Source organism: Nostoc sp. T09 (assembly GCF_002154695.1).
GTDB lineage: Bacteria > Cyanobacteriota > Cyanobacteriia > Cyanobacteriales > Nostocaceae > Aulosira.
In genome coordinates this window covers 1-19,902 of record NZ_MTAV01000150.1, presented here as the reverse complement: position 1 = coordinate 19,902, position 19,902 = coordinate 1, and the positions used below count along the sequence as shown (strand labels likewise).

The following is a 19,902-nucleotide window of genomic DNA, read 5'->3' as shown; positions in this document are numbered from 1 at the left end:
CTACGGGAAGCCGCCTGAAAGGCGTCTACGTTGCACTCGCGGCGGACATATCGCAACTAATTTAGCGGACATGGTATGAGTTAAAGACAAGTTAAAAAGCGATCGCTTTCAATACTAATTTGCAGCATTTAATAAAAGTAACGACATGAGTATTGTTAAGCTGCCTATAGCATTTGAGAGTGCGTATTTTTTCTTTTTACAGCGCAAACTATTTAATTACAACAACCCTAGTTTGCTAATTATGACAAAATTGTGGCGCTACTCAAAAGCTGTTGTGAAGCTCTTAAGTAGCACCAAAGCAATTACATCACACAAATCTTGCACTAATACCTAGAAAAAACAGTGCCTGAAACTATCGTGGAAGTTACACTCTTTGCCCTTCTTGCTTGGCTGTTCCCATGTCAACTACAGCACTGCGAGTAAAGTTAATTCGCTCTTCAAAATCGAGTTGTTTGATGCGGTTTACAAAGCTATTGGTAGCTTCGGGTAGTTGGTAGTCGGAGGAAACTTGGATGACTTTGCCTTCCTCCATACCCTGTGCTAGTAGTAGCCACACTTCTATTCTGGCGCTGGATGCCAGAGCATTGTAGGCTTGGGTAAAGGCGGAATTATTACCACTGACAATATCCCGTTGTGCTTGTAGTTGTTGCTCTTGAGGCTGAGCAGCAATTTGGTCATATAAAGCAGTCGCAGGTGCAGTTACAGAGAAACCAGGATCTGGATTGAGTTGGTCTTTCAAATCCAGATAGCCGTACCAAAGGATAGCAAGTTTGGTATCTGCATCAAAGCGGTGAAATTCATTCAAAGCTTCTTTGGTGGTGTTGTTCGTTGTGTAAGTCATAAAAATGTTCCAAACTATGAATTGCATTGGATGAAGGGAGTAATCTCCTCTCCTTCAAATAAGTTAATAAATGCTTTAAGGAAGTTAACCCTGCCTTTGATAGATATAGGATTCATACCTAGAGCATGTTGCAGCTTGGATAACAATTCAGTAGGTGTCGTGGGAATGGTGCTGTTTGTGGAGATTCTTGGCTATGGGCCATCAATATTGCTGACGCAGGCTTGATCTCATCCCAGCAATAATTCATAACCTAGTCATCACGATTACTTGCGATCGCGTTTTGTAGATCGCTTCACAAATACGATGCATATGGCGATCGCTTGAATAATTATGATTAGGGCTAGAGTTTTAATAATTAGTTGTTAGTAACTGTATTACCGTAAATTTCAGGATAACAGACGATCCCACTCATCTTTGATCGCGCGATAGCACTCACAGGCGCACGCCTCCATTCTCTTCCGGTCAAGAATCTGGATATTTCCACGCTTATACTGGATCAGTCCCTCATTCTGAAGCTTCATAGCAGCGTTACTCACACCGGCACGCCTTACACCCAGCATCGTGGCAAGAAATTCTTGCGTGAGATTAAGTTCGTCTGAAGCAACACCATCACTACTCATCAGTAACCAACGGCAGAGCCTTTTCTCCAAGCGATGCAGACAGTTGCAAGCTGCTGATTGTGAGCCTGTAACTATCAAGGTATGTATGTAACGGTTGAGAATATAATGCAAACTACCTTCTTGGTCAAATGCATCTTTGATGACTTGCGCTTTGACTTGTATCGCCTCGCCTGGAATCTGCACCAGCGTTTGCATTGGAGTTACGTTAGCATCTAAAAGCACAGGTACCCCCGCCATACCTTCACGCCCGATAGAACCAGATTCGACCATTGAGCCGTCCTCCATCACCGTTACTAGCGAGAGCAATGCGTTGAGGGGAAAATAGATATCTATGATAGGTTCGTTGGGCAAGATGATGGGTTGACCATGTGAGAGCGAAACCTTCTTCAAGTGAGGACTCAAAGCGTTTAGCTCTTCATGCGAGACTTTGGCAAGCAACCGATTTTGCATTAACGGGTGTGCATATTGATGAGCAGGCATGAGACCTTACCTTGGCTCTGAAGAGTATAGAGGATGACAAACATAGACTATGAGCTTATAAGATAAGAGATTTCACGTCTGCGCTCATCGCCAGAGGGATAGATTGCAATAAATATTACAAAGTCATTCAGCGATCGCTTTGGATGAATTGTGATGTTTGATCGGGCTTTAACATTAACAATGAAAATCGCAATTTTGGTAAGTGGTTCTACCTTTCACAACAATGGCATCAGTAACCGAGAAATTCTCACAGCTAACTTGAACCACAGAGGCTTTTTATAGTATTCAGAAAAATCAACAGCAACAGAAACAGCCAAATCTTCCTCTAACATTTTCTCTACACTTTCGACAAATTGCGGTGCGGCGACAAAACCCATAACTTCAAAGTTGAGAAAAAACGAGCGATTATCTAAGTTGACTGTTCCTACCCCTGCCATAGCTTCATCGATCAAGATGATTTTTTGGTGCATAAATCCATGTTTGTAGCGGTACAGCTTGATCCCGATCGCTTCCATTTCCCCATAGTAGGAAAAAGAACAGAGATAAACAAATAAGTGATCGGGGCGGTTTGGTAAGATAATTCGTACATCTACGCCGCGGATCGCTGCTAGTTTTAAGGCTGTCAAAGTTGCTTCATCTGGGACAAAATAAGGAGTGGCAATCCACAGACGAGTTTGAGCTTGATTAATTGCATTTACAAAGAAAAGATTACAGGCTTTGAACTGATCTGCGGGGCCTGTAGGAAGCACAAATGCAGTTTGATTGGCTTCTCGATTAGCTTTAATCTGCCAGTTTACGTCAATAAATTTTCGAGTCGCCCAGTACCAATCTTGCATAAATGAAGCTTGCAGACTTTGGACTGTTGGGCCTTGCAATTTCATGTGAGTGTCACGCCAAGGACTCAAGTGGGGATTCTTTCCTAAATATTCGTCACCAATATTCAAACCTCCCAAAAATCCTATTTCACCATCTACAACCACAATTTTACGATGGTTGCGGAAGTTTAGCTGGAAGCGATTTCCTTTACCTCTTGTGGTCTGGAATGCGCTGACTTGTATACCATGTTGGCGTAGAGACTGGATATAAGAGCGAGATAGTTTGTTAGAACCAATTTCATCATAGAGAAAGTAAATGCTTACTCCTTGCTTTGCTTTCTCAATTAATTCTGCTTTAAATTCGTTACCTGCTTGGTCATCATTAACTATGTAAGATTGCAGCAAAATATAATTTCTGGCAAATGCGATCGCTTTCAACATTGCCTCATAAGTTTTGTGACCATCAATCAGTAATTCGGCTGCATTACCTGATGTGAAAGGAATTCCTGTAAAAGCTTTAGCTAGTGGTTGCAACTGTGCTAACTTGTCTGGTAGTCCAACATGAAATTGGGCAATATCATTGTAGGTTTGGCGAGCCAGTTGATAGTGTTGTGAGTAAACTAAGCGCAAGGCTTCAGCATATCCATGAAATTTAGTTCTGCCAAGAATCCAATACAATGGAAGAGCTAGCCAAGGAAAAGTAACTAAAGAAATTCCCCAGGCGATCGCCCCTTGAGAAGAACGCACGTTCATCACTGCATGGGCAGCATGGGCAATTCCCAAGCCATGAACAACGACCGTAGCCGCACTAACAATAGTTATGGCACCACTATCTACAAACATCTCAAATTGTTATTAACTATTTATATAAAAAATTCTGCCAATAATGGCTTGTGATCGGATGAGCAAATGTGTTCTAGTACTCTAGCACTGGCTTTATGTTCCCTAAGTCCGCGGTAAAAAATATAGTCTAGAGGAGGTGATAACAGAAAGCGTTTAATTTGCTTATGATGATGAGGTGCAAAAGCTACTGGCATTAATCCCAATCGAGTAGCTGCTTTGTATAGGAATAATGCTCTTTTTCGACTCCAGGTATTGAAATCTCCCGAAAATATAATCGGCCCCCAATGTGTAGATAGCGCTAGCTCTAACTCATGCAATTGGGTTTTAAATTTATCGATATTTACGAAATTTATTAGATGACTATTGATAGTTAAAAGACTATCTTTCTTGTTAGATAAAGGATATTCAGTCATTAGAGAAACTTTAGGAGTTTTAATAATAGGTTCATAATGTTTAGTAATGATTGCTCTCTTATTAAGCGGGCTGATTTTAGCTGCTGTTAAAATTCCCGAATAAGTCTGATGATGAGCGTCAATAAAGTTTGGTGCAAAGTTCCAACTCATATCTATCAAATCCACTAGATTCCCTGCCTCTATATCTAGACGGAATTCTTGTAAAAAAATCAGATCTGGTTGGTATTGCTCAAGAATAGTTAAAAAATCCTTCACCCAATTTTTGTCATAACTTTTTTTAGCAATGTTCCAGTTCAAAACTTTGATTGATAAACCATTCAGTTCTGTTTGCAGTAGATGAGTTCTATCAATTGTCGATTCTTGGGTGCGCAGAAATCGATAGGAGGGAACAAATTTTCTCGCAAGAATGTCTACGTGCTCTTTGAAATCAAGCATTATTAACAGAAATTTGGACTTTACATAGCTTAACTCTAAATTGTACTAGTGCGGATCTGGACAACGCAGCCGACGCTTGAGCGAGAGGATTTTTGAGGATGCACCCTTGAAGATATGCCATTTTTGCAGAATGCGATCGCCTACTGTCCAATAATTGGGATATACTGCTTTGTACTCAAGCCTGGAAGCTTCCACCTCTGCGTTTCTATCTAGAGTAAAGCCTTAATTCCGTCAATGTTTCAGGAATTTCAGCCAATCAAGCACTTATGCTCTAAAAGTTCTGTCCAGCAATGAATTGGCTATCCTTGGATTTTCTTTACGAATCAACTCTTAAGCATCCAGATAGTGATATATTCCTACTACCTGACCGCAGTGATGCCAAAATCATCAGAGCAAATAGACATACTCAGGATGAATAATGAATTTTGAAGAAGGATTAAAAGTTTTAGATGCAATCGTCTTTAACAAAATCAACAGACACCTGAAAGATGTGGAAATTATTGTTCTGAAAGGCTCATGGCAAGGACTAAATTATGAAGAAATTGCCACTAATGAAGGTTATGCAGCTAAGTATCTCCGGCAGGATGTAGGTTTCAAACTATGGAAATTACTTTCAGAAGCCTTAGGGGAAGAAATTAATAAAACTAATTTTCGTGCAGCAGTTGAACGTTCATACTCTAGAGATAAAAATCACCTACCTACAGAAGTAGCTCGAGATAGTTCCAGTACTATCAAAAATGTATTTGTGCCAGAATACCCAGAAGGTTCAGTGCCACTGAATTCTCGATTTTACATTCAGCGATCGCCAATCGAAGAACGTTGTTATGAAACAATCCTTCACCCCGGTGCTTTAATTCGGATTAAAGCTCCTAATCAAATGGGTAAAACATCCCTAATGGATAGAATTATTGCTTACTCAAATCAGCAAGAATATCACACAGTACGTCTAAACTTATTACAAGCCGAAACAACAGTTTTTAGTAATTTAGATAAATTTTTGCGCTGGTTTTGTGCTTATGTGAGCCATAAATTAAAATTACCTTCTTTGTTAAATGAATCTGGATGAGTATAGAGGTAGCATTGTTAATTGCACTACCTATTTTGAAGATAATATATTACACCAAATTAATAATAATTTAGTTTTAGCATTAGATCAACTAGATAGAGTTTTTCAATATCCAGAAGTTTATCAAGGTTTTTTTGCCATGTTACGTACTTGGCACGAAGAAGCTAAAACTGTAGATATTTGGGAAAACTTACGATTAATTGTTGTCCATTCTACTGAAAACTATGGCTCATTAGATATAAATCTATCACCATTTAATGTTGGTTTAGTGGTTGAATTAACTGAGTTTGCCCAACCACAAATAGAAGTTTTAGCTAATTATCATCAACTTAATTATAATCAAGCTCAAATCCAGCAATTAATATCTCTAATTGGTGGTCATCCATATTTAATTAGATTGGCACTATATCACCTTGCACTTGGACATATAACATTAGAGACTTTATTACAAAATGCTCCTACAAATGCCGGAATTTATGAAGAATATTTTCGCAGATTTTTAAATATCTTTAAAGTAAATCCTTCTCTAGCTGAGGCATTTATGCAAGTAGTTATGGCAACAGAACCAATTGGTATTGCAACCATGCCAGCATATCAGTTATACAGTATGGGATTGGTTAAGAGAGTTGGTGATAAATTAATCACACGCTGCCAGTTATATCAACAATATTTTCACGAACATTTAAAGTATTAAAAAAGCGATCGCACTAAAATTGGCCCAAAACTCTACTTTTGGGCCAACATATAGAAATAGTAGCTATTTAGCTAAAGTTAAAAACTGAAGGTCGCGGAAATATCACCACGCCATACGTTATCATTGGAACTCCAAGTGCCTGTCATACTTTGTCGATCGGGTGATAATGTACCTTCGTATATACCTACTGTTTGGCCTCGATAAGAAAAAATTACTTGATCCCCATCTGCCTGTTCCAGAATGACTGTACCTTCGATAACTTCACCTTTGCTACTACGCCAAGTAGCTTTATAAGTCCTTGACTTACCAACTCGTACCCAAGTGCCTACCCAAGTGTTACCATCACTACCAGTTTCACTAGTTCGGACAGTTTTGGGACTAAATGTTTTAGCTTCAGCCAGCAAGGTTAGTGAGGAATTTTGTAATAAAGTAGGAGAAGCCAATGCTTGAGAAGCTAACCCATTAATTAACAAAATAGAGCTAGAAAGATATCCAATTAACAGCATATTAGATGTAGTTTTCAACATGACTAGTTTCCTTTGTATTTATGAGTGCGCTCGCTTTCCTTGAGTATTAACTAAGATTGTGGTGTGGTTCAAACTCTACAACCCTGTGATGTGGCTCCATCCAGACGCAAAACCGCTGAGGCTGCCAACAAAGGTATAATTACCCGTGTTGTCAATTCGGGCGGTTGCACCATCACCTGTTGAGGCATTGTAGAAGAGTACGGCACCATCGCCAGTTCCGCTAATGCGAGTCCAGCCTTTGGCGAAGCCGGAAATGCTGCGAACAAAAGTGTAATTACCAGCGCTGTCGAGTCGGGCGGTTGCACCTTCGCCTGTCGTAGCGTTGTAGAAGAGGAGACTACCTTGGTTGGCGGACACGATGTGAGTCCAGCCTTTTGCAAATCCAGAAATGGAACCAACGAACTGGTATTTTCCGGCGTTGTCGAGCAAGGCGGTTGCACCTTCACCTGTCGCAGCGTTGTAGAAGAATACGCCGCCATTTTTATTACCGACAATATGAGTCCAGCCTTTGGCGAATCCAGAGATGGAACCGACGTACTGGTATTTTCCGGCGTTGTCAATTCGGGCGGTTGCACCTTCGCCTGTCGTAGCGTTGTAGAAGAGGAGACTATCTCGATGGGCGGACGCGATGTGAGTCCAGCCTTTGGCGAAGCCAGAGATGGGACCGACGTACTGGTATTTTCCGTTGTTGTCAATTCGGGCGGTTGCACCTTCGCCTGTCGCCGCGTTGTAGAAGAGTACGTCACCATTATTAGTGCCGACAATATGAGTCCAGCCTTTGGCAAATCCGGAGATGGAAGCGACGAACTGGTATTTTCCGCTGCTGTCGAGCCGGGAGGTTGCACCTTCGCCTGTCGCCGCGTTGTAGAAGAGAAGGGCTGGAATTGAACCGAACGGGGAAGGCCCAATTGACTGCTCGGGTACGAGGATCTCTTCCTTAGCCAGAATCACATCTGAAGGAAATGTCAAAATCACTGCTTGCTGGTTGGTAGATTGAATGTTACTAATAACAGGCTCCTTAGCAGCAATAGGAAGCGTAGTTAAACCTAATAAAGGTAAAGATAAAGCAACATTAAAAAAAGCTTTGTATTTCATGGTGTTTTCTCTTGGCGATAGTGCGTGCAAAAGATTTGTAAATACTGGCAAGGCAGCAATTGTTGATAATCGAAAACTGAGTTATTTAACTTTCATAAAATTTTATTTAGATTTTTAAGTGTGATCGTAAACTGTGGATTAACTAAGATTATGTAATTTTATTGAATTGCTGTCTATATATATAAGATCAGTGTTTTAAATGCATAACTTTCAGCTAAATATCAGGTTGAAATCAAAAAATCAGTAAATGTCATAAAAAGTTAGGTAAAGGTCGTTTCACCTTACCTGACATTACCGATCAGATGCTTTTTGGAATTCCTGACATTTTCTGGAGCGACAACCAGAAGATTACAGTGCATAATTCAAATCAAGAAAAATAAGTTTTCTGTACAAGCAGCTAGTTTTGGTAATAGCCAATTACTGTGTGCTTATAATTACTAGCGTATAGATACGATGTATCAAAATGGTAGATTTTCGGTGCGTTAGTTGCGTCACAATGGCGAAATTAATCAATTGACTAGTAATTCATTGAGTTAATTATGAAGGGGAAGAAAACGAACCGCATTCGGCGGAAGGCGCAAAGAGTGCGAATTTGGAGAAGGAATAAGCGGAATTAGAAAGTTAATCAACCTAGAAAAAATAAGGCGATATACTAACAGGAAAAGTCACTTATAACAACAACTAATTTTTAAATTATGAGTCTTTTTATGAAACGCCGTCAAATGTTAATTAATTCAGGAATTGCTTGTTTTAGCAGTTTATTATCGACCACATTACCATCCATAGTAAAGGCTCAAGATGCAAAACCTACTTTCTATACTAAAGGTCGATATCTTTACAATAGATTTGGTGAGAAAGTAATTCTTAATGGCATAAATTTGCCCCTATTGGATGACTGGGATTTTCCTGAAAACGATAAGTTAGCAGAACTAGAAAAAACAGGAGCTAATGCAGTCAGAATTCAATGGTATAAAGATTATGGTCAATCCGATCGCCCTAGTTATTCGATTTCTGATTTAGATAAATTTCTCACTCGCTGTCAGCAAAATCGAATTATTCCCATCGTCATGTTATCTGATTTGACTTGTAATAGCGATGCAAATTTGTTGAATACTCAGTTGATTCCTTGGTGGATAGATAATGATGTCCTAAAGGTACTTAAAAAACATGAATCTTATCTAATTATTAACTTAGCCAATGAGTTAGGAGCTTATCGGTGGGCAGATAATCAAAAAGCAGCTTTAAATAGTTTCAAAAATGCTTATCAAAGTGCGATTAGCAGTATCCGCAAATACTTACATTTACCAATTATGATTGACGCACCAGATTGTGGTACATCAATCGAAGTCTTTTCTTTGATTGGACAAGAATTAATTGCTCGCGATCCAGATCGTAATCTGTTATTTAGTGGTCATGCTTATTGGTCTAATTATGGTGGTATTTCACACATTGAAACCATTATTAAGGCTAATCTTCCCCTCATTTTTGGCGAGATTGCTAACAAGCAAGATGAAAATATTAAGGGAAAAACTAAATATTGCTATTATGACCTTGATGGTACTAGCGAGAATCACTCACCTAGCAAAACTTTTACTTACCAAAAATTATTGCCCATTCTCAAACAGAAACAAATTGGTTGGATGGCTTGGTGCTGGTGGAAAGATAATTGTGCCAATCGTCAAATGACGCTGAATGGAAATTTTTCTCATCTCACACTCTATGGAGATGATTTAGTAAACAATCCAATTTATGGTTTGAAAGTAATTGCTAAGAGAACACGATAAAGCATTTTTGTAATTTTAATCCTAAAACAAACTATTGAAATAATATGACACATTTTAATTACTATAAATTAGGAGGAAGCCTAGAATATCAACACCCAACTTATGTTGTGCGACAAGCTGATGCTGACATTTATCAAGGGTTGATAAATGGTAACTTATGTTATGTTTTCAATTCTCGTCAGATGGGTAAATCAAGCTTGCGAGTACACATTACAAAACAGCTTAAAGAGCAAGGAATTAAGTGTGCTTCCATTGATTTGACAAGAATTGGCAGTCATGTCACGCCTTTGGAATGGTATGGCGGATTTGTTTCTGAGTTATTACGCTGTTTTGGTTTATCAAAAAAAGTAAATTTTGGAGCATGGTGGCGACAACATGAATTTTTACCACCAAAACAACGATTGAGTGAATTAATTGATAACGTGATTTTAACAGAAATTTCCGGAAAAATTATAATTTTTATTGATGAAGTTGATAGTATTTTAGGAATAGATTTTAAAGATGATTTTTTTGCTTTTATTCGAGCTTGTTATAACCAAAGAGCAGATAATCCAGAATATCAACGCCTAACTTTCTGTTTGTTGGGTGTAGCAACTCCTTCTAATTTAGTTAACGATAAAAATCGCACACCTTTTAATATTGGAAAAGCTATTGAATTAACTGGATTTCAACTATCAGAAGTGGCAGTTTTAATTAGAGGCTTGGAAGGAATAGTTGCAAGACCAAAAGCGATAATTGCAGAGGTGTTAAAGTGGACTGGAGGACAGCCATTTTTAACGCAAAAACTTTGCCAACTAATTTGTATTTCTCAAAATTCTTTTCCTGCCGAGCGCGAAGGAGAATGCGTTGCGCAATTGGTACAAACACAAATCATTGAAAATTGGGAAGCGCAGGACGAACCAGAACATTTAAGAACAATCCGCGATCGCCTAACCCAAAATGCGGAAAATCAAACTGGGCGGTTGTTAGGATTATATCAGCAAATCTTAAACCAGGGAGAAATCCCCGCAGATGACAGCCCCGAACAAACACAACTACGTCTGACAGGATTAATTGTCAAGCAACAAGGAAAACTACGAATTTATAATCAGATTTATGCAAAAATTTTTAACCAACAATGGCTCGATAAAGTAGTCCTAAATATTCGCCCATACTCTCAAAGTTTAAATGCTTGGGTAGCTTCCAAATTTCAAGATGAGTCGCGTTTATTGCGCGGGAAAACTTTACAAGATGCTCGGATTTGGGCAGCAGATAAAGGTTTAAGCGATTTAGATAGAAAATTTTTAGATGCTAGTCAGGAATTAGAAAAGCGGGATGTTCAGAAGCGATTGCAAGTAGAAGCAGAAGCATCAAGAATTTTGGCAGAAGCGAACGAAGTTTTATTAGTAGCCAATCACAAAGCCAAAAGAAGAATTAAAATGGGCGGAATAGTATTAATAATAAGCCTTGTTGCAGCAATGGTTGCTGGAATTTGGGCGAATATGGTGGTTAAAGATATACAACTGGAGAGAATAAAATCTTTAACTATCTCTTCTAATGGTTTATTAAACTCAAATAGAGAACTTGATGCTTTAGTCGCTGCACTCAAAGCAGCTATACAATCGAAATCAGTAACTTTGGCAGATCCCAACACTAAAGAAGAGGTAAGATTAGCATTACAACGTGCGGTTTATAAGGTCAGAGAACGAAATCGCTTAGAAGGGCATAATGATGTAGTCAGAAGTGTCAACTTTAGTCCTGATGGTCAAAATATTGTGACTGCTAGTGAAGATAATACAGTGAGGCTTTGGAGTTTTGATGGCAGAGAAATCAAAAAAATCCTGGTTCCAAATCATATTTTTACAAGTGTAATGTTCAGCCCCGATAGTAAGATGCTGGCTGTGATCACTACAAATAACACTGCCAAAATTTGGGGTATTGATGGTCAGGAAATCAGCACCTTAAAAGGGCAAAATAACGAGCAGTTTATCAGTAATATTTGTTTCAGCCCTGCGGGTAAAATAGTTGCCGTTCCAATTCAAGATAATACAGTCAAACTTTGGAATATTAAAGGGCAAGAAATTCAAACTCTCAAAGGACATAATGATTCTGTTTGGAGTGTCAGTTGCAGCCCAGATAATAAAACTATTGTCACCGCCGATCGAGGGGGTGTCATCAAAATTTGGCATATTGATGGGCGAGAAATCAAAACATTTAAAGCCAGCGAACAATCTATTTTTGGTGTTAGTTTTAGCCCAGACGGTAAAGCGATCGCAACTGCGGGAGGCGACACCGCAGTTAAATTGTGGAATTTAGAAGGTAAAGAAATTAAAACCCTTGGCAAACATGACAATTATGTAATTAGCGTCAGCTTTAGCCCAGAGGGTAAAATCGTTGCTTCTACCAGCGCTGACAAAACAGTTAAATTGTGGAGCGTTAATGGAAGAGAACTTAAAACTCTACAAGGTCATAACGATGCTGTTTTTAGCGCCAGTTTTAGCCCAGATGGTAAAACTATCGCCTCAGCAAGCGCAGATACGACAGTTAAACTATGGCATATTGGCGATCGCGAACCCAAAACTTTCATTGGACATCATGATTCTCTGTGGAGTGTGAGTTTTAGTCCAGATGGTAAAATTATTGCCTCAGCCGGAGATGATAAGACTATTAAATTGTGGAGTATTGATGGTCAGGAATTGGCAACAATAAAAGCAGATAGCGAGGATTGGAATCGGATTTGGAGTCTTAATTTCAGTCCCAATGGGCAGATAATTGCTACTGCTAATTCTGATAAAGCAATCAAACTTTGGAATTTAAATGGTAAAAATATTAGAACTTTTAAAGCACACAATAACGAAGTTACTGAAGTAAACTTTAGTCCTAATGGTCAAACTCTGGTGAGCGCTAGTTATGATGGTACAGTCAAACTATGGGATATCAACGGTCAAGAACTCAGAACTTTAGAAGCAGATGCGGGTAAAGTTTACAGTGCGAGTTTCAGCCCCAATGGTCAGACAATTGTTTCTGCTCATCATGATGGGACAATCAAACTGTGGAACATCCAAGGAGAAAACCTCAAAACCTTCAAGGCACATAAAAGTTATGTCACAAATGTCCGTTTTAGCCCCGATGGCCAAATCATAGCCTCTGCCAGTCAGGATAAAACTATTAAAATCTGGAGTTTGGACGGAAAGGAACTTAAAACCCTCAAAGGTCATAATACTGGAGTTACCAAACTTAGCTTTAGTCCAGATGGCAAAATCCTTGCTTCCGCCAGTACTGACGACACAATCCGACTTTGGCGGGTAGCAGATGGTCAAGAACTGAAAACTATTTATGGACATGGTTATGCTTTTTGGAATATCAGTTTCAGCCCTGATGGCAACAAAATTGTCTCTGTCAGTGATGATGCGCTAGTTGAACTCTGGGATGCTGAAACCCTAGATTTTGACCAGCTAATAGTTCGGGGTTGTTCTTGGTTACATGATTATCTTAAAAACAATCCCAGTGTAGAAGAAACAGATAAACATATTTGCGATCGCATTCATATCCCTACTCCATCACTCTAGTACTCTGTCAAGTTTGCTGTCTAATATTCGCATCGAGGATGATTACAGCGTTTTTCACGTAAATAGACGACGTGGTAGGTACAATAATCTTACTGGTGCCGTGCCCCTACGAGTATATGTGGTTCAATTACCTGAAAACTGCTGTAAAGTCTAGCCTACCGACCGACTAGTAGAAAATAAAAAAAGCTCCCACATCAAGGGAGCAGATTGCAAACTATGGATATTAACTAAAGAAAGTTATTGGCTAACGTTTCAAAGATGTAATTGATTCCAAGGAATTTCTGATCGCAGAATTAAACCAATGACGCCAGTTGCGATCGCCAACAATTTTTTCGTAGACTGCTTCATAGCCGTTAACCATTTGGGTAACGCTAAATTTGTTCTCTACGTGTTCGCGGCATTTTTGGCGATCGAGTTTTAAAGCTTTGGGTATCATCGTCGCCATTTCTTCGTAACTTTGGCAGACATAACCTGTCTCGCCATTAGCAATTACTTCTGAGACAGAACCCATATTCATGGCGATGACAGGTGTACCTGTCACCATAGATTCAGCCATCACCAACCCAAATGGTTCGCACCAGGTGATAGGGAAGAGTGTAACCGCTGCGTTCCCCAACAGTTCGGCTTTTTGCTCGTGGTTAACTTCGCCAAGAAACTCTATTTGTTTACCATCTATATGAGGAGCAATTTCTTTTTCAAAAAACTCCTTGTCTACAACATCCACTTTACCAGCCATTTTTAAGCGCCAACCTGTCTGCTTGGCAATGGCAATAGCGTGTTGTGGCCCTTTTTCTGGTGAGAAGCGTCCTAAAAATGCCAGATAGGGTGGATCTTGAGGTTCAGCAAAAAAGGGAAACTGCTCAACGCTGATGCCGTTGTAAACTGTGGCAGCGTAATTGATATTTAATAGACGTTGAGCATCACTAATGCTGATGTATGGTTGCGTGCTGTATTGCCTAAATACTTTGTTATTATCGCGAGTAAAGATTCCATGCAAGGTATGCACTGTTGGTGTTGAAACCACACTAGCCAAAGGTAACGACCAAACCCCTACATGGGAGTGAATAATATCAAATTCGCCAGCGCGTTGATAAACGTTACCAACGTGCATAAGTTCGTACATTACATGTTCTTGGATATCTTTATCCAAGCGCAATGCCCGCAGACTTCCTGCTTCTAGCCGAGCTAGAGTTTCGGAATCACCGGAAGCGAATAGCGTGACATCGTGACCTCTACGTACCAGTTCATCGGTCAAACGACTCACAACTAACTCAGTTCCGCCATAGGTAACAGGTGGAACTCTTTCCCATAGGGGTGCGATTTGTGCGATTTTCATAATATATAGGGTTCAGCGGTCAAAAGTCCTGTCACTTGGACTTAATTCCAGATACAGGAAAACAATTTTTCCTTCATATCTGCAATCGACTTTCACCTTGCTTGCGGCAAACTGCGCCCAATTAGGTGAACCGAACCAAAAACTCATCTCCAGTGAGTGTTAAGTTGATTTCACATTTCCAATGTGGCAGACTGAGTAATATTACCGCATCTATCTAAAGGCAGTTTTTTTTCTCTGACTAAAGAGTTATATAGTCGGGAATGGGCAAAAAGGCTTCCAATTTAAAAAATATCTAAAAGGCAACGATCAACAATACCTAGAAGAGGTGCGCTCAAATAGCGACCGACAAGCCGCTAGGCGGCTACGCATGGTTGGGAAAATAGGCGATCGCGTTTAGAACATATTGTAAAAGTGGTTAGCTAAAACATCCTCTGAAGCAAGAAAACCCATAATCTAATACTTTGACACAAGTTTGAAGTACCTCAACACGACTTCAAGGTACTCCAACACCATTTCAAAGTACTTCAAAATGATTTTGGGGTATCTGTTGCTTTTAAAGGTAGTAGTTTTGACGATTTTAAGAAGAATTACAGTATAAACAACCAAAAATAATCAGGTCGATGTCAAGAGTACTGCTACACTATTGAATGGTACAAACAACAATGGTAAAAAAAACTCTGTTGTTTTACCCTAATTGTTTAACTGCATCATGCTGATGATCGCTTCTTTATCTGGTGGCAAATAGAGCGATCGCTTTCTTACTGTGATGTAGGCGATCGCTACCTCATTTTTGCTGAGATAAATCCATCAAATTCGCTAATTTATACACAATTCGCGCCCCGACATTACCATCCCACTCAGCATCACCAACTTCGCAGACATCAAAGCCAATAATTTTCCTGCCACTTTTCACTAATTCTCGGAATAGACAGAAAGCTTGTTCTAATTCCAAGCCACCAGGAACAGGAGTACCTGTACTCGGACAGAGTTTGGGATCTAAACCATCAACATCAAAGCTGATGTGTACGAATTCAGGTAAATGGCTGATAATTTCTCTACACAAATCAATCCAAGTTGTTCCTGAATAGAGCTTTTGTTTAATCGCTGGGTCGTAATAAGCGACAATGCGACTATGAGATTCGTCAATAATTTGCACTTCATCATGACAAATATCGCGCAAACCGACCTGTACTAACTTAGAAATTTGCGGTATTTTCATCGCATTGAACATAATCGACGCATGGGAAAACTCAAATCCCTCATACGCATCTCGTAAATCTGCGTGGGCATCAAGGTGTAAAATGCCATAATTACTGTACTTACCTGCTAAGGCTTGATAATACCCTAACGGTGAACTGTGATCGCCTCCAATGATTGCAACTCGTTTCCCATCATTGAATGCTTTCTGGCAATTTTCAAACAGCCATTGATTCACCTGTTGCGAAGCTTGATTAATTTCGGTCAGGACAGGTGTTAAATCTGGCGTATCTGTCAGTGGTTTCCCTTGGGCGAGTCGCTCGATGATTTTGCCAGCTAAGCTGCGATAGTATTCACTTTTTTCTAAAATATCTTGGGGAATTTCCATCATAAAAATTCCCTGTTTCCATCCCTCAGGATGATCGAAATCGAACAAATCTAGTTGAGTGGATGCATCCAAAATCTGCTGAGGGCCGTTAGCGGTTCCTGCGCCGTAGGAAACCGTGACTTCCCAAGGAACGCCAAACACAATCAGGTTTGCAGACTCGTAATCGAATGGTAAACCCAAGAGATTGCCATTGATTTCACCTACACCACTGGGGTTGTAGTCTTGGAAAGGGTTAGTCATAACACCTGATGATGTAAAGGAACAATAATAACCATGCTACGGATTGAGCCTTAATAGCTTAACGCTCTGGAGATGGGTTTTCAATGCTGCAATGAAAATAGCAGGTAATATTTTTACTCCATAAGCACGAATTAACGTTGTTTGTTGAAAGTCATAAATTACGCAATACATTATTCAAGTCAATCGGGACTTTTGAAGAATTCCCCGTCTGCCCAATATGCACAAATTAACGTTTAATTATGTTTAATAGTTAACACCCATGAATTTAAGAGTTCGATCGCTCCCTCTTATTTGTCTAATTTGCGCTGAATTTCTCTCTCAAGTGGGGAATCAAATTGCAGCTGTAGCAATCCCGATTTTGGTGCTGCAATTTACCCACTCGGCAATTGCTGTAGGTATCGCTGGGGCTGGAAATATTCTTCCTATTGTGTTGTCTGCGTTTGTGGGTGGAAAAGTGATTGATCGATTTGGTGCATGGCGAGTCAGTGTAGTGGCTGATTCATTAAGCTGCCTTTCGGTTATGTCGTTACCTTTACTGTTCCTATTTTTCGATTCAGTGCCAAAACTCGTGATTTTCTTATCAGTGTTTGTGGGTGCGTTATTTGATCCAACAGCAACTTCGGCAAGGCAAACCCTTGTGCCTAAATTTGCCAGACTTGCCCGCATTCCTCTAGAGAAAGTGAATGGATATCGCGGTAGTTTGGAAAATGGGGCAGATCTTTTAGGGCCAGTTGTGGGTGTGGGGTTAATTAGCTTGATTGGCGCTGTAAATACGTTTTTCGTGGATGCGGCGAGTTTCTTCATTTGTGCCGTGATGTTTGCGATCGCAATTCCGCGCCAGCGCCATCAGGTTTTTAATTACGAAAGAGCCGATCAAATCGCGGGGATTCCCTTTATTTTCCAGCATAGCCAACTGCGATCGCTAGCTATTAGCGGTATGGTATTAAATTTTGTGCTGTTGCCGTTTCTGGGAATCTTACTCCCCGTTTTGACTACCCAAAAATTTGCCAGCAACACATTACTGGGTATCTGTCTATCGTTATTTGGCATGGCTGCGACTCTCGGTGCTTTATCTTATTCAACTCTCACAAATATACTGTCTCGTTCAGTAATTTATTACAGTGGTTTACTCCTGACAGCAGTCTCTATTATGCTTTGCGCGATCACCCAAACACAGCTTGCATTAATGATATTCAGTGGTAGTGCTGGTTTGTTTTTAGGGGCGGGTAATCCTTTAGAGCAAACCCTTTTGCAAGAAATGACACCGAGTAAAATTGCCGGACAAGTGTTTACATCGCACACCGCTATCTGCTTTGCCGCAGGCCTTTTCGGGTTGCTGATTGCGGGTGTGTTTACAGAGTTAATCAATGTCAATCTAGTGTTAATTATAGGTGGTAGTCTGCTTATGATTACAGCCGCGATCGGGTGGCGTTTTATGCCACTATCAAACAAAAGATTTATTCGTAATAGGTGAAAGTAATTGCACTTTTGAAAACCTGAAAACCCAGATAAAATTTGACTTTATTAATTTTGAATGAGTGACTTTGCGGTTAGCATTACCTGTCGCCGCAGTACATAGCGTCGATGAAATTTGTTGCCAAATTGCTGAGGTGGTACTATTCTTATTACTTCAAAACCTAACTTCTGCCAAAAAGTGAATCCTAGCTGATTTTCTTCCAAAACAGCCAAAAATACAGATTGCGCTTCCTGCTGTGCTACCCAACTTTCGTAAGCTTGGTAAAATTGAGAGCCTAATCCTTTGCCTCGGTGTTCTGGAGCCAACATCATTAACCCTATCCACCAACTTTTCTCATCAGGATAATCCCGAATGCTTTCGAGCATTCCCACAAGGCTGTCATCTGGAGTAAACAAACCAAATATAAATTTATCTTGTAGAGTTTTACCTCCAGGTAAGGCTAAAAATTCATCAGCTGCCGCAGAGGATAGAGGCGGATGTCCATCTGTCATTAGAGCGTAGTCAGTACATTGCTCGAAAAGTTGCTGAAGAGTTTTTGCATCACTAGGGTCTAGTTTTTTTGCAATGTAGGCAGCATTGTTGAGTATCAATATGATTGAATTATACATAGGAATTTCTAGCCATCAGCTTTGAACAGCAAACTCAGTCGGATCAATTCCCCAATTTACCCAGCAAATGGCTTCGCGGGCAGAATTGAGATCTGGTGGAACTCGCAACACATGAATAAAACCAGTACTGGGACAAGTCATTTTCAGTAAATGTATTGGTTCAATATCAACCGCAGACTCAATTTGCAGTAAAGTGTACTCCTGCCAGCGATCGCATTCCTTGGCTTGCAAATTTTGACAAATGCGATCGTAGCCAATGCCTTGAATCAATACGCGCCGTAGTTCAGCATTCCGTTGTTCCAGTAACCACTCACCACGCCAGTCTCTTGGATGCAGCTTACCATACTTTTCCGGGAGATTAATTCCACGATAGGCGTAGACACCGAAGCCGTCGGGAAATTCAATTGCAGGAATTCCTTCGCCATGAATTTCCCCTGCACTATTCCAGCGAATTTGGGGACGGTGAATTGCGATCGCAACTCCCTCGAAAGGGAACATCCAACCAACCTGTCGCATATAGTTGCAAAACAGATTGTATTTGTCTTGTTCCAACCGAACTCCTAGCCGATGTGCTGCTGCAAACATTGCTGCCCAGCAAATACCCCATTCTGGTAACAAACAATCTGCTAAAAAATCTTCCAAAACTTCAGTTAATCCATCCAACATAATGCGTTGAAAAGAGTGTTCCCATACCGCAAACAGGGGATTTCTGATGCTATGGGTTAATTCATTTTGTAATGTTCCTAAGCTACGAGAGAGCGATCTCCACAAATCTTCGCGCAACACATCCCATAACTCAGGTAACATACAGTCAGACTGCATACTTTCTTGTTCAACCTTTTCCCTAGCTGCTGCTGGACTCTCAACAAACAGAACTTCTGGTTGCCCCAGTCCAGCAAATTTATACAATGCTTGAATTGCAATTGTTGCTTGCTCTAAATCCAGGGGGGTACTGCTGACATTCTGCCACTGAGATTGAGTCTGAGAGATAATAAGTTCTTTTTCTGACAATGAAAAATTTTCAGGCATACTATCTCCTGAATGCAGGCAATAAGAAATGTGCAGTTAGCCAAGTAGAGATGGCAGCAAAAAATGGGCTAGTTATCAATGATATAACCAACCATATACCCAGCCATGCCACCCCACCCATTGACCCAGATTCGGCAGGTGGTTGGTTGAAATTACTTAACCATTCCAGTATTCCCGTGACGAACATTGCCGCGATCGCTCCAATTATTAACCCACCAAACCAGGCGATCGGTAACAACAGCAACATCCAAGTCCAGCCAAATCTCATAAATTCCTGATAGCCAATCCATAGAGATGGCCCCAAGAACAGCAGCAGTAATGCAATGATTACACCTGAATGCATAGTTATTTTAATAAGTAAGGCAGAGGGCAGAAGGCAAACCGCCAATGAAAAAGAAACGAAGGAAGTCATACCAATTTAAATGGTGTTTAGGGCAAATAGGGCATCGAGAATGAAGGAATATCC

The 19,902-nt window shown here is 40.2% G+C and carries 15 protein-coding genes and 1 pseudogene; 4 read left to right on the top strand and 12 right to left on the bottom strand.

Annotated features, from left to right (window positions below; translation table 11 throughout):
- Positions 1–364: 364 nt before the first annotated feature.
- The 5 genes from BV372_RS26750 to BV372_RS36700 form a co-directional block, all read right to left on the bottom strand.
- Positions 365–841 carry an orange carotenoid protein N-terminal domain-containing protein gene (locus BV372_RS26750; protein WP_086689520.1) on the bottom strand — a complete coding sequence of 159 codons (477 nt, stop codon included), beginning with the start codon at positions 839–841 and terminating at the stop codon, positions 365–367.
- 386 nt (positions 842–1,227) lie between these two features.
- Positions 1,228–1,941 carry a Crp/Fnr family transcriptional regulator gene (locus BV372_RS26745; RefSeq protein WP_086689519.1) on the bottom strand — a complete coding sequence of 238 codons (714 nt, stop codon included), beginning with the start codon at positions 1,939–1,941 and terminating at the stop codon, positions 1,228–1,230.
- Between the two features lie 215 nt (positions 1,942–2,156).
- Complete coding sequence (gene cls, locus BV372_RS26740; RefSeq protein WP_086689518.1) at positions 2,157–3,599, bottom strand: cardiolipin synthase; 1,443 nt, start codon at positions 3,597–3,599, stop codon at positions 2,157–2,159.
- 20 nt (positions 3,600–3,619) lie between these two features.
- Positions 3,620–4,447 (bottom strand): endonuclease/exonuclease/phosphatase family protein, encoded by an 828-nt coding sequence (locus BV372_RS26735; RefSeq protein ID WP_086689517.1) that lies wholly within the window; start codon positions 4,445–4,447, stop codon positions 3,620–3,622.
- Between the two features lie 45 nt (positions 4,448–4,492).
- On the bottom strand, positions 4,493–4,642 hold the full coding sequence (locus BV372_RS36700) for a hypothetical protein (RefSeq protein WP_179198247.1): 150 nt from the start codon (positions 4,640–4,642) through the stop codon (positions 4,493–4,495).
- A gap of 223 nt (positions 4,643–4,865) precedes the next feature.
- On the opposite strand from BV372_RS36700, the pseudogene BV372_RS26730 reads away from it, so the two are divergent.
- Positions 4,866–6,207: pseudogene (locus tag BV372_RS26730) on the top strand (AAA-like domain-containing protein).
- Between the two features lie 77 nt (positions 6,208–6,284).
- Here the strand turns inward: BV372_RS26730 and BV372_RS26725 are convergent.
- Entirely contained in the window at positions 6,285–6,734 is a 450-nt protein-coding gene (locus tag BV372_RS26725) for a hypothetical protein (protein WP_143845303.1), read from the bottom strand.
- 75 nt (positions 6,735–6,809) lie between these two features.
- Positions 6,810–7,829 (bottom strand): hypothetical protein, encoded by a 1,020-nt coding sequence (locus BV372_RS26720; protein WP_086689515.1) that lies wholly within the window; start codon positions 7,827–7,829, stop codon positions 6,810–6,812.
- A gap of 707 nt (positions 7,830–8,536) precedes the next feature.
- Here BV372_RS26720 and BV372_RS26715 point away from each other — a divergent pair.
- Both BV372_RS26715 and BV372_RS26710 read left to right on the top strand, forming a co-directional pair.
- Positions 8,537–9,613, top strand: coding sequence for a cellulase family glycosylhydrolase (locus tag BV372_RS26715; protein WP_086689514.1), 1,077 nt, complete (start codon positions 8,537–8,539; stop codon positions 9,611–9,613).
- A gap of 44 nt (positions 9,614–9,657) precedes the next feature.
- Entirely contained in the window at positions 9,658–13,161 is a 3,504-nt protein-coding gene (locus BV372_RS26710) for an AAA-like domain-containing protein (protein WP_086689513.1), read from the top strand.
- 244 nt (positions 13,162–13,405) lie between these two features.
- Here BV372_RS26710 and BV372_RS26705 read toward each other — a convergent pair whose 3' ends face one another.
- Together BV372_RS26705 and speB are read right to left on the bottom strand one after the other, a co-directional pair.
- A complete protein-coding gene (locus BV372_RS26705; protein ID WP_086689512.1) occupies positions 13,406–14,497 on the bottom strand; it encodes a glycosyltransferase family 4 protein in 1,092 nt (363 codons plus the stop codon).
- Between the two features lie 784 nt (positions 14,498–15,281).
- Positions 15,282–16,322 carry an agmatinase SpeB gene (speB, locus tag BV372_RS26700; protein WP_086689511.1) on the bottom strand — a complete coding sequence of 347 codons (1,041 nt, stop codon included), beginning with the start codon at positions 16,320–16,322 and terminating at the stop codon, positions 15,282–15,284.
- Between the two features lie 259 nt (positions 16,323–16,581).
- On the opposite strand from speB, the gene BV372_RS26695 reads away from it, so the two are divergent.
- Entirely contained in the window at positions 16,582–17,796 is a 1,215-nt protein-coding gene (locus tag BV372_RS26695; RefSeq protein ID WP_086689510.1) for an MFS transporter, read from the top strand.
- Between the two features lie 50 nt (positions 17,797–17,846).
- Here the strand turns inward: BV372_RS26695 and BV372_RS26690 are convergent, their stop codons facing one another.
- Genes BV372_RS26690 through BV372_RS26680 form a run of 3 tightly spaced genes read right to left on the bottom strand, consistent with a single transcriptional unit; the run spans position 17,847 to position 19,779 of the window.
- Entirely contained in the window at positions 17,847–18,407 is a 561-nt protein-coding gene (locus BV372_RS26690; RefSeq protein WP_086689509.1) for a GNAT family N-acetyltransferase, read from the bottom strand.
- Between the two features lie 15 nt (positions 18,408–18,422).
- Positions 18,423–19,436 carry a DUF6745 domain-containing protein gene (locus BV372_RS36695; RefSeq protein WP_179198246.1) on the bottom strand — a complete coding sequence of 338 codons (1,014 nt, stop codon included), beginning with the start codon at positions 19,434–19,436 and terminating at the stop codon, positions 18,423–18,425.
- A gap of 1 nt (position 19,437) precedes the next feature.
- Positions 19,438–19,779 (bottom strand): hypothetical protein, encoded by a 342-nt coding sequence (locus BV372_RS26680; protein ID WP_086689508.1) that lies wholly within the window; start codon positions 19,777–19,779, stop codon positions 19,438–19,440.
- Between the last annotated feature and the right edge of the window lie 123 nt (positions 19,780–19,902).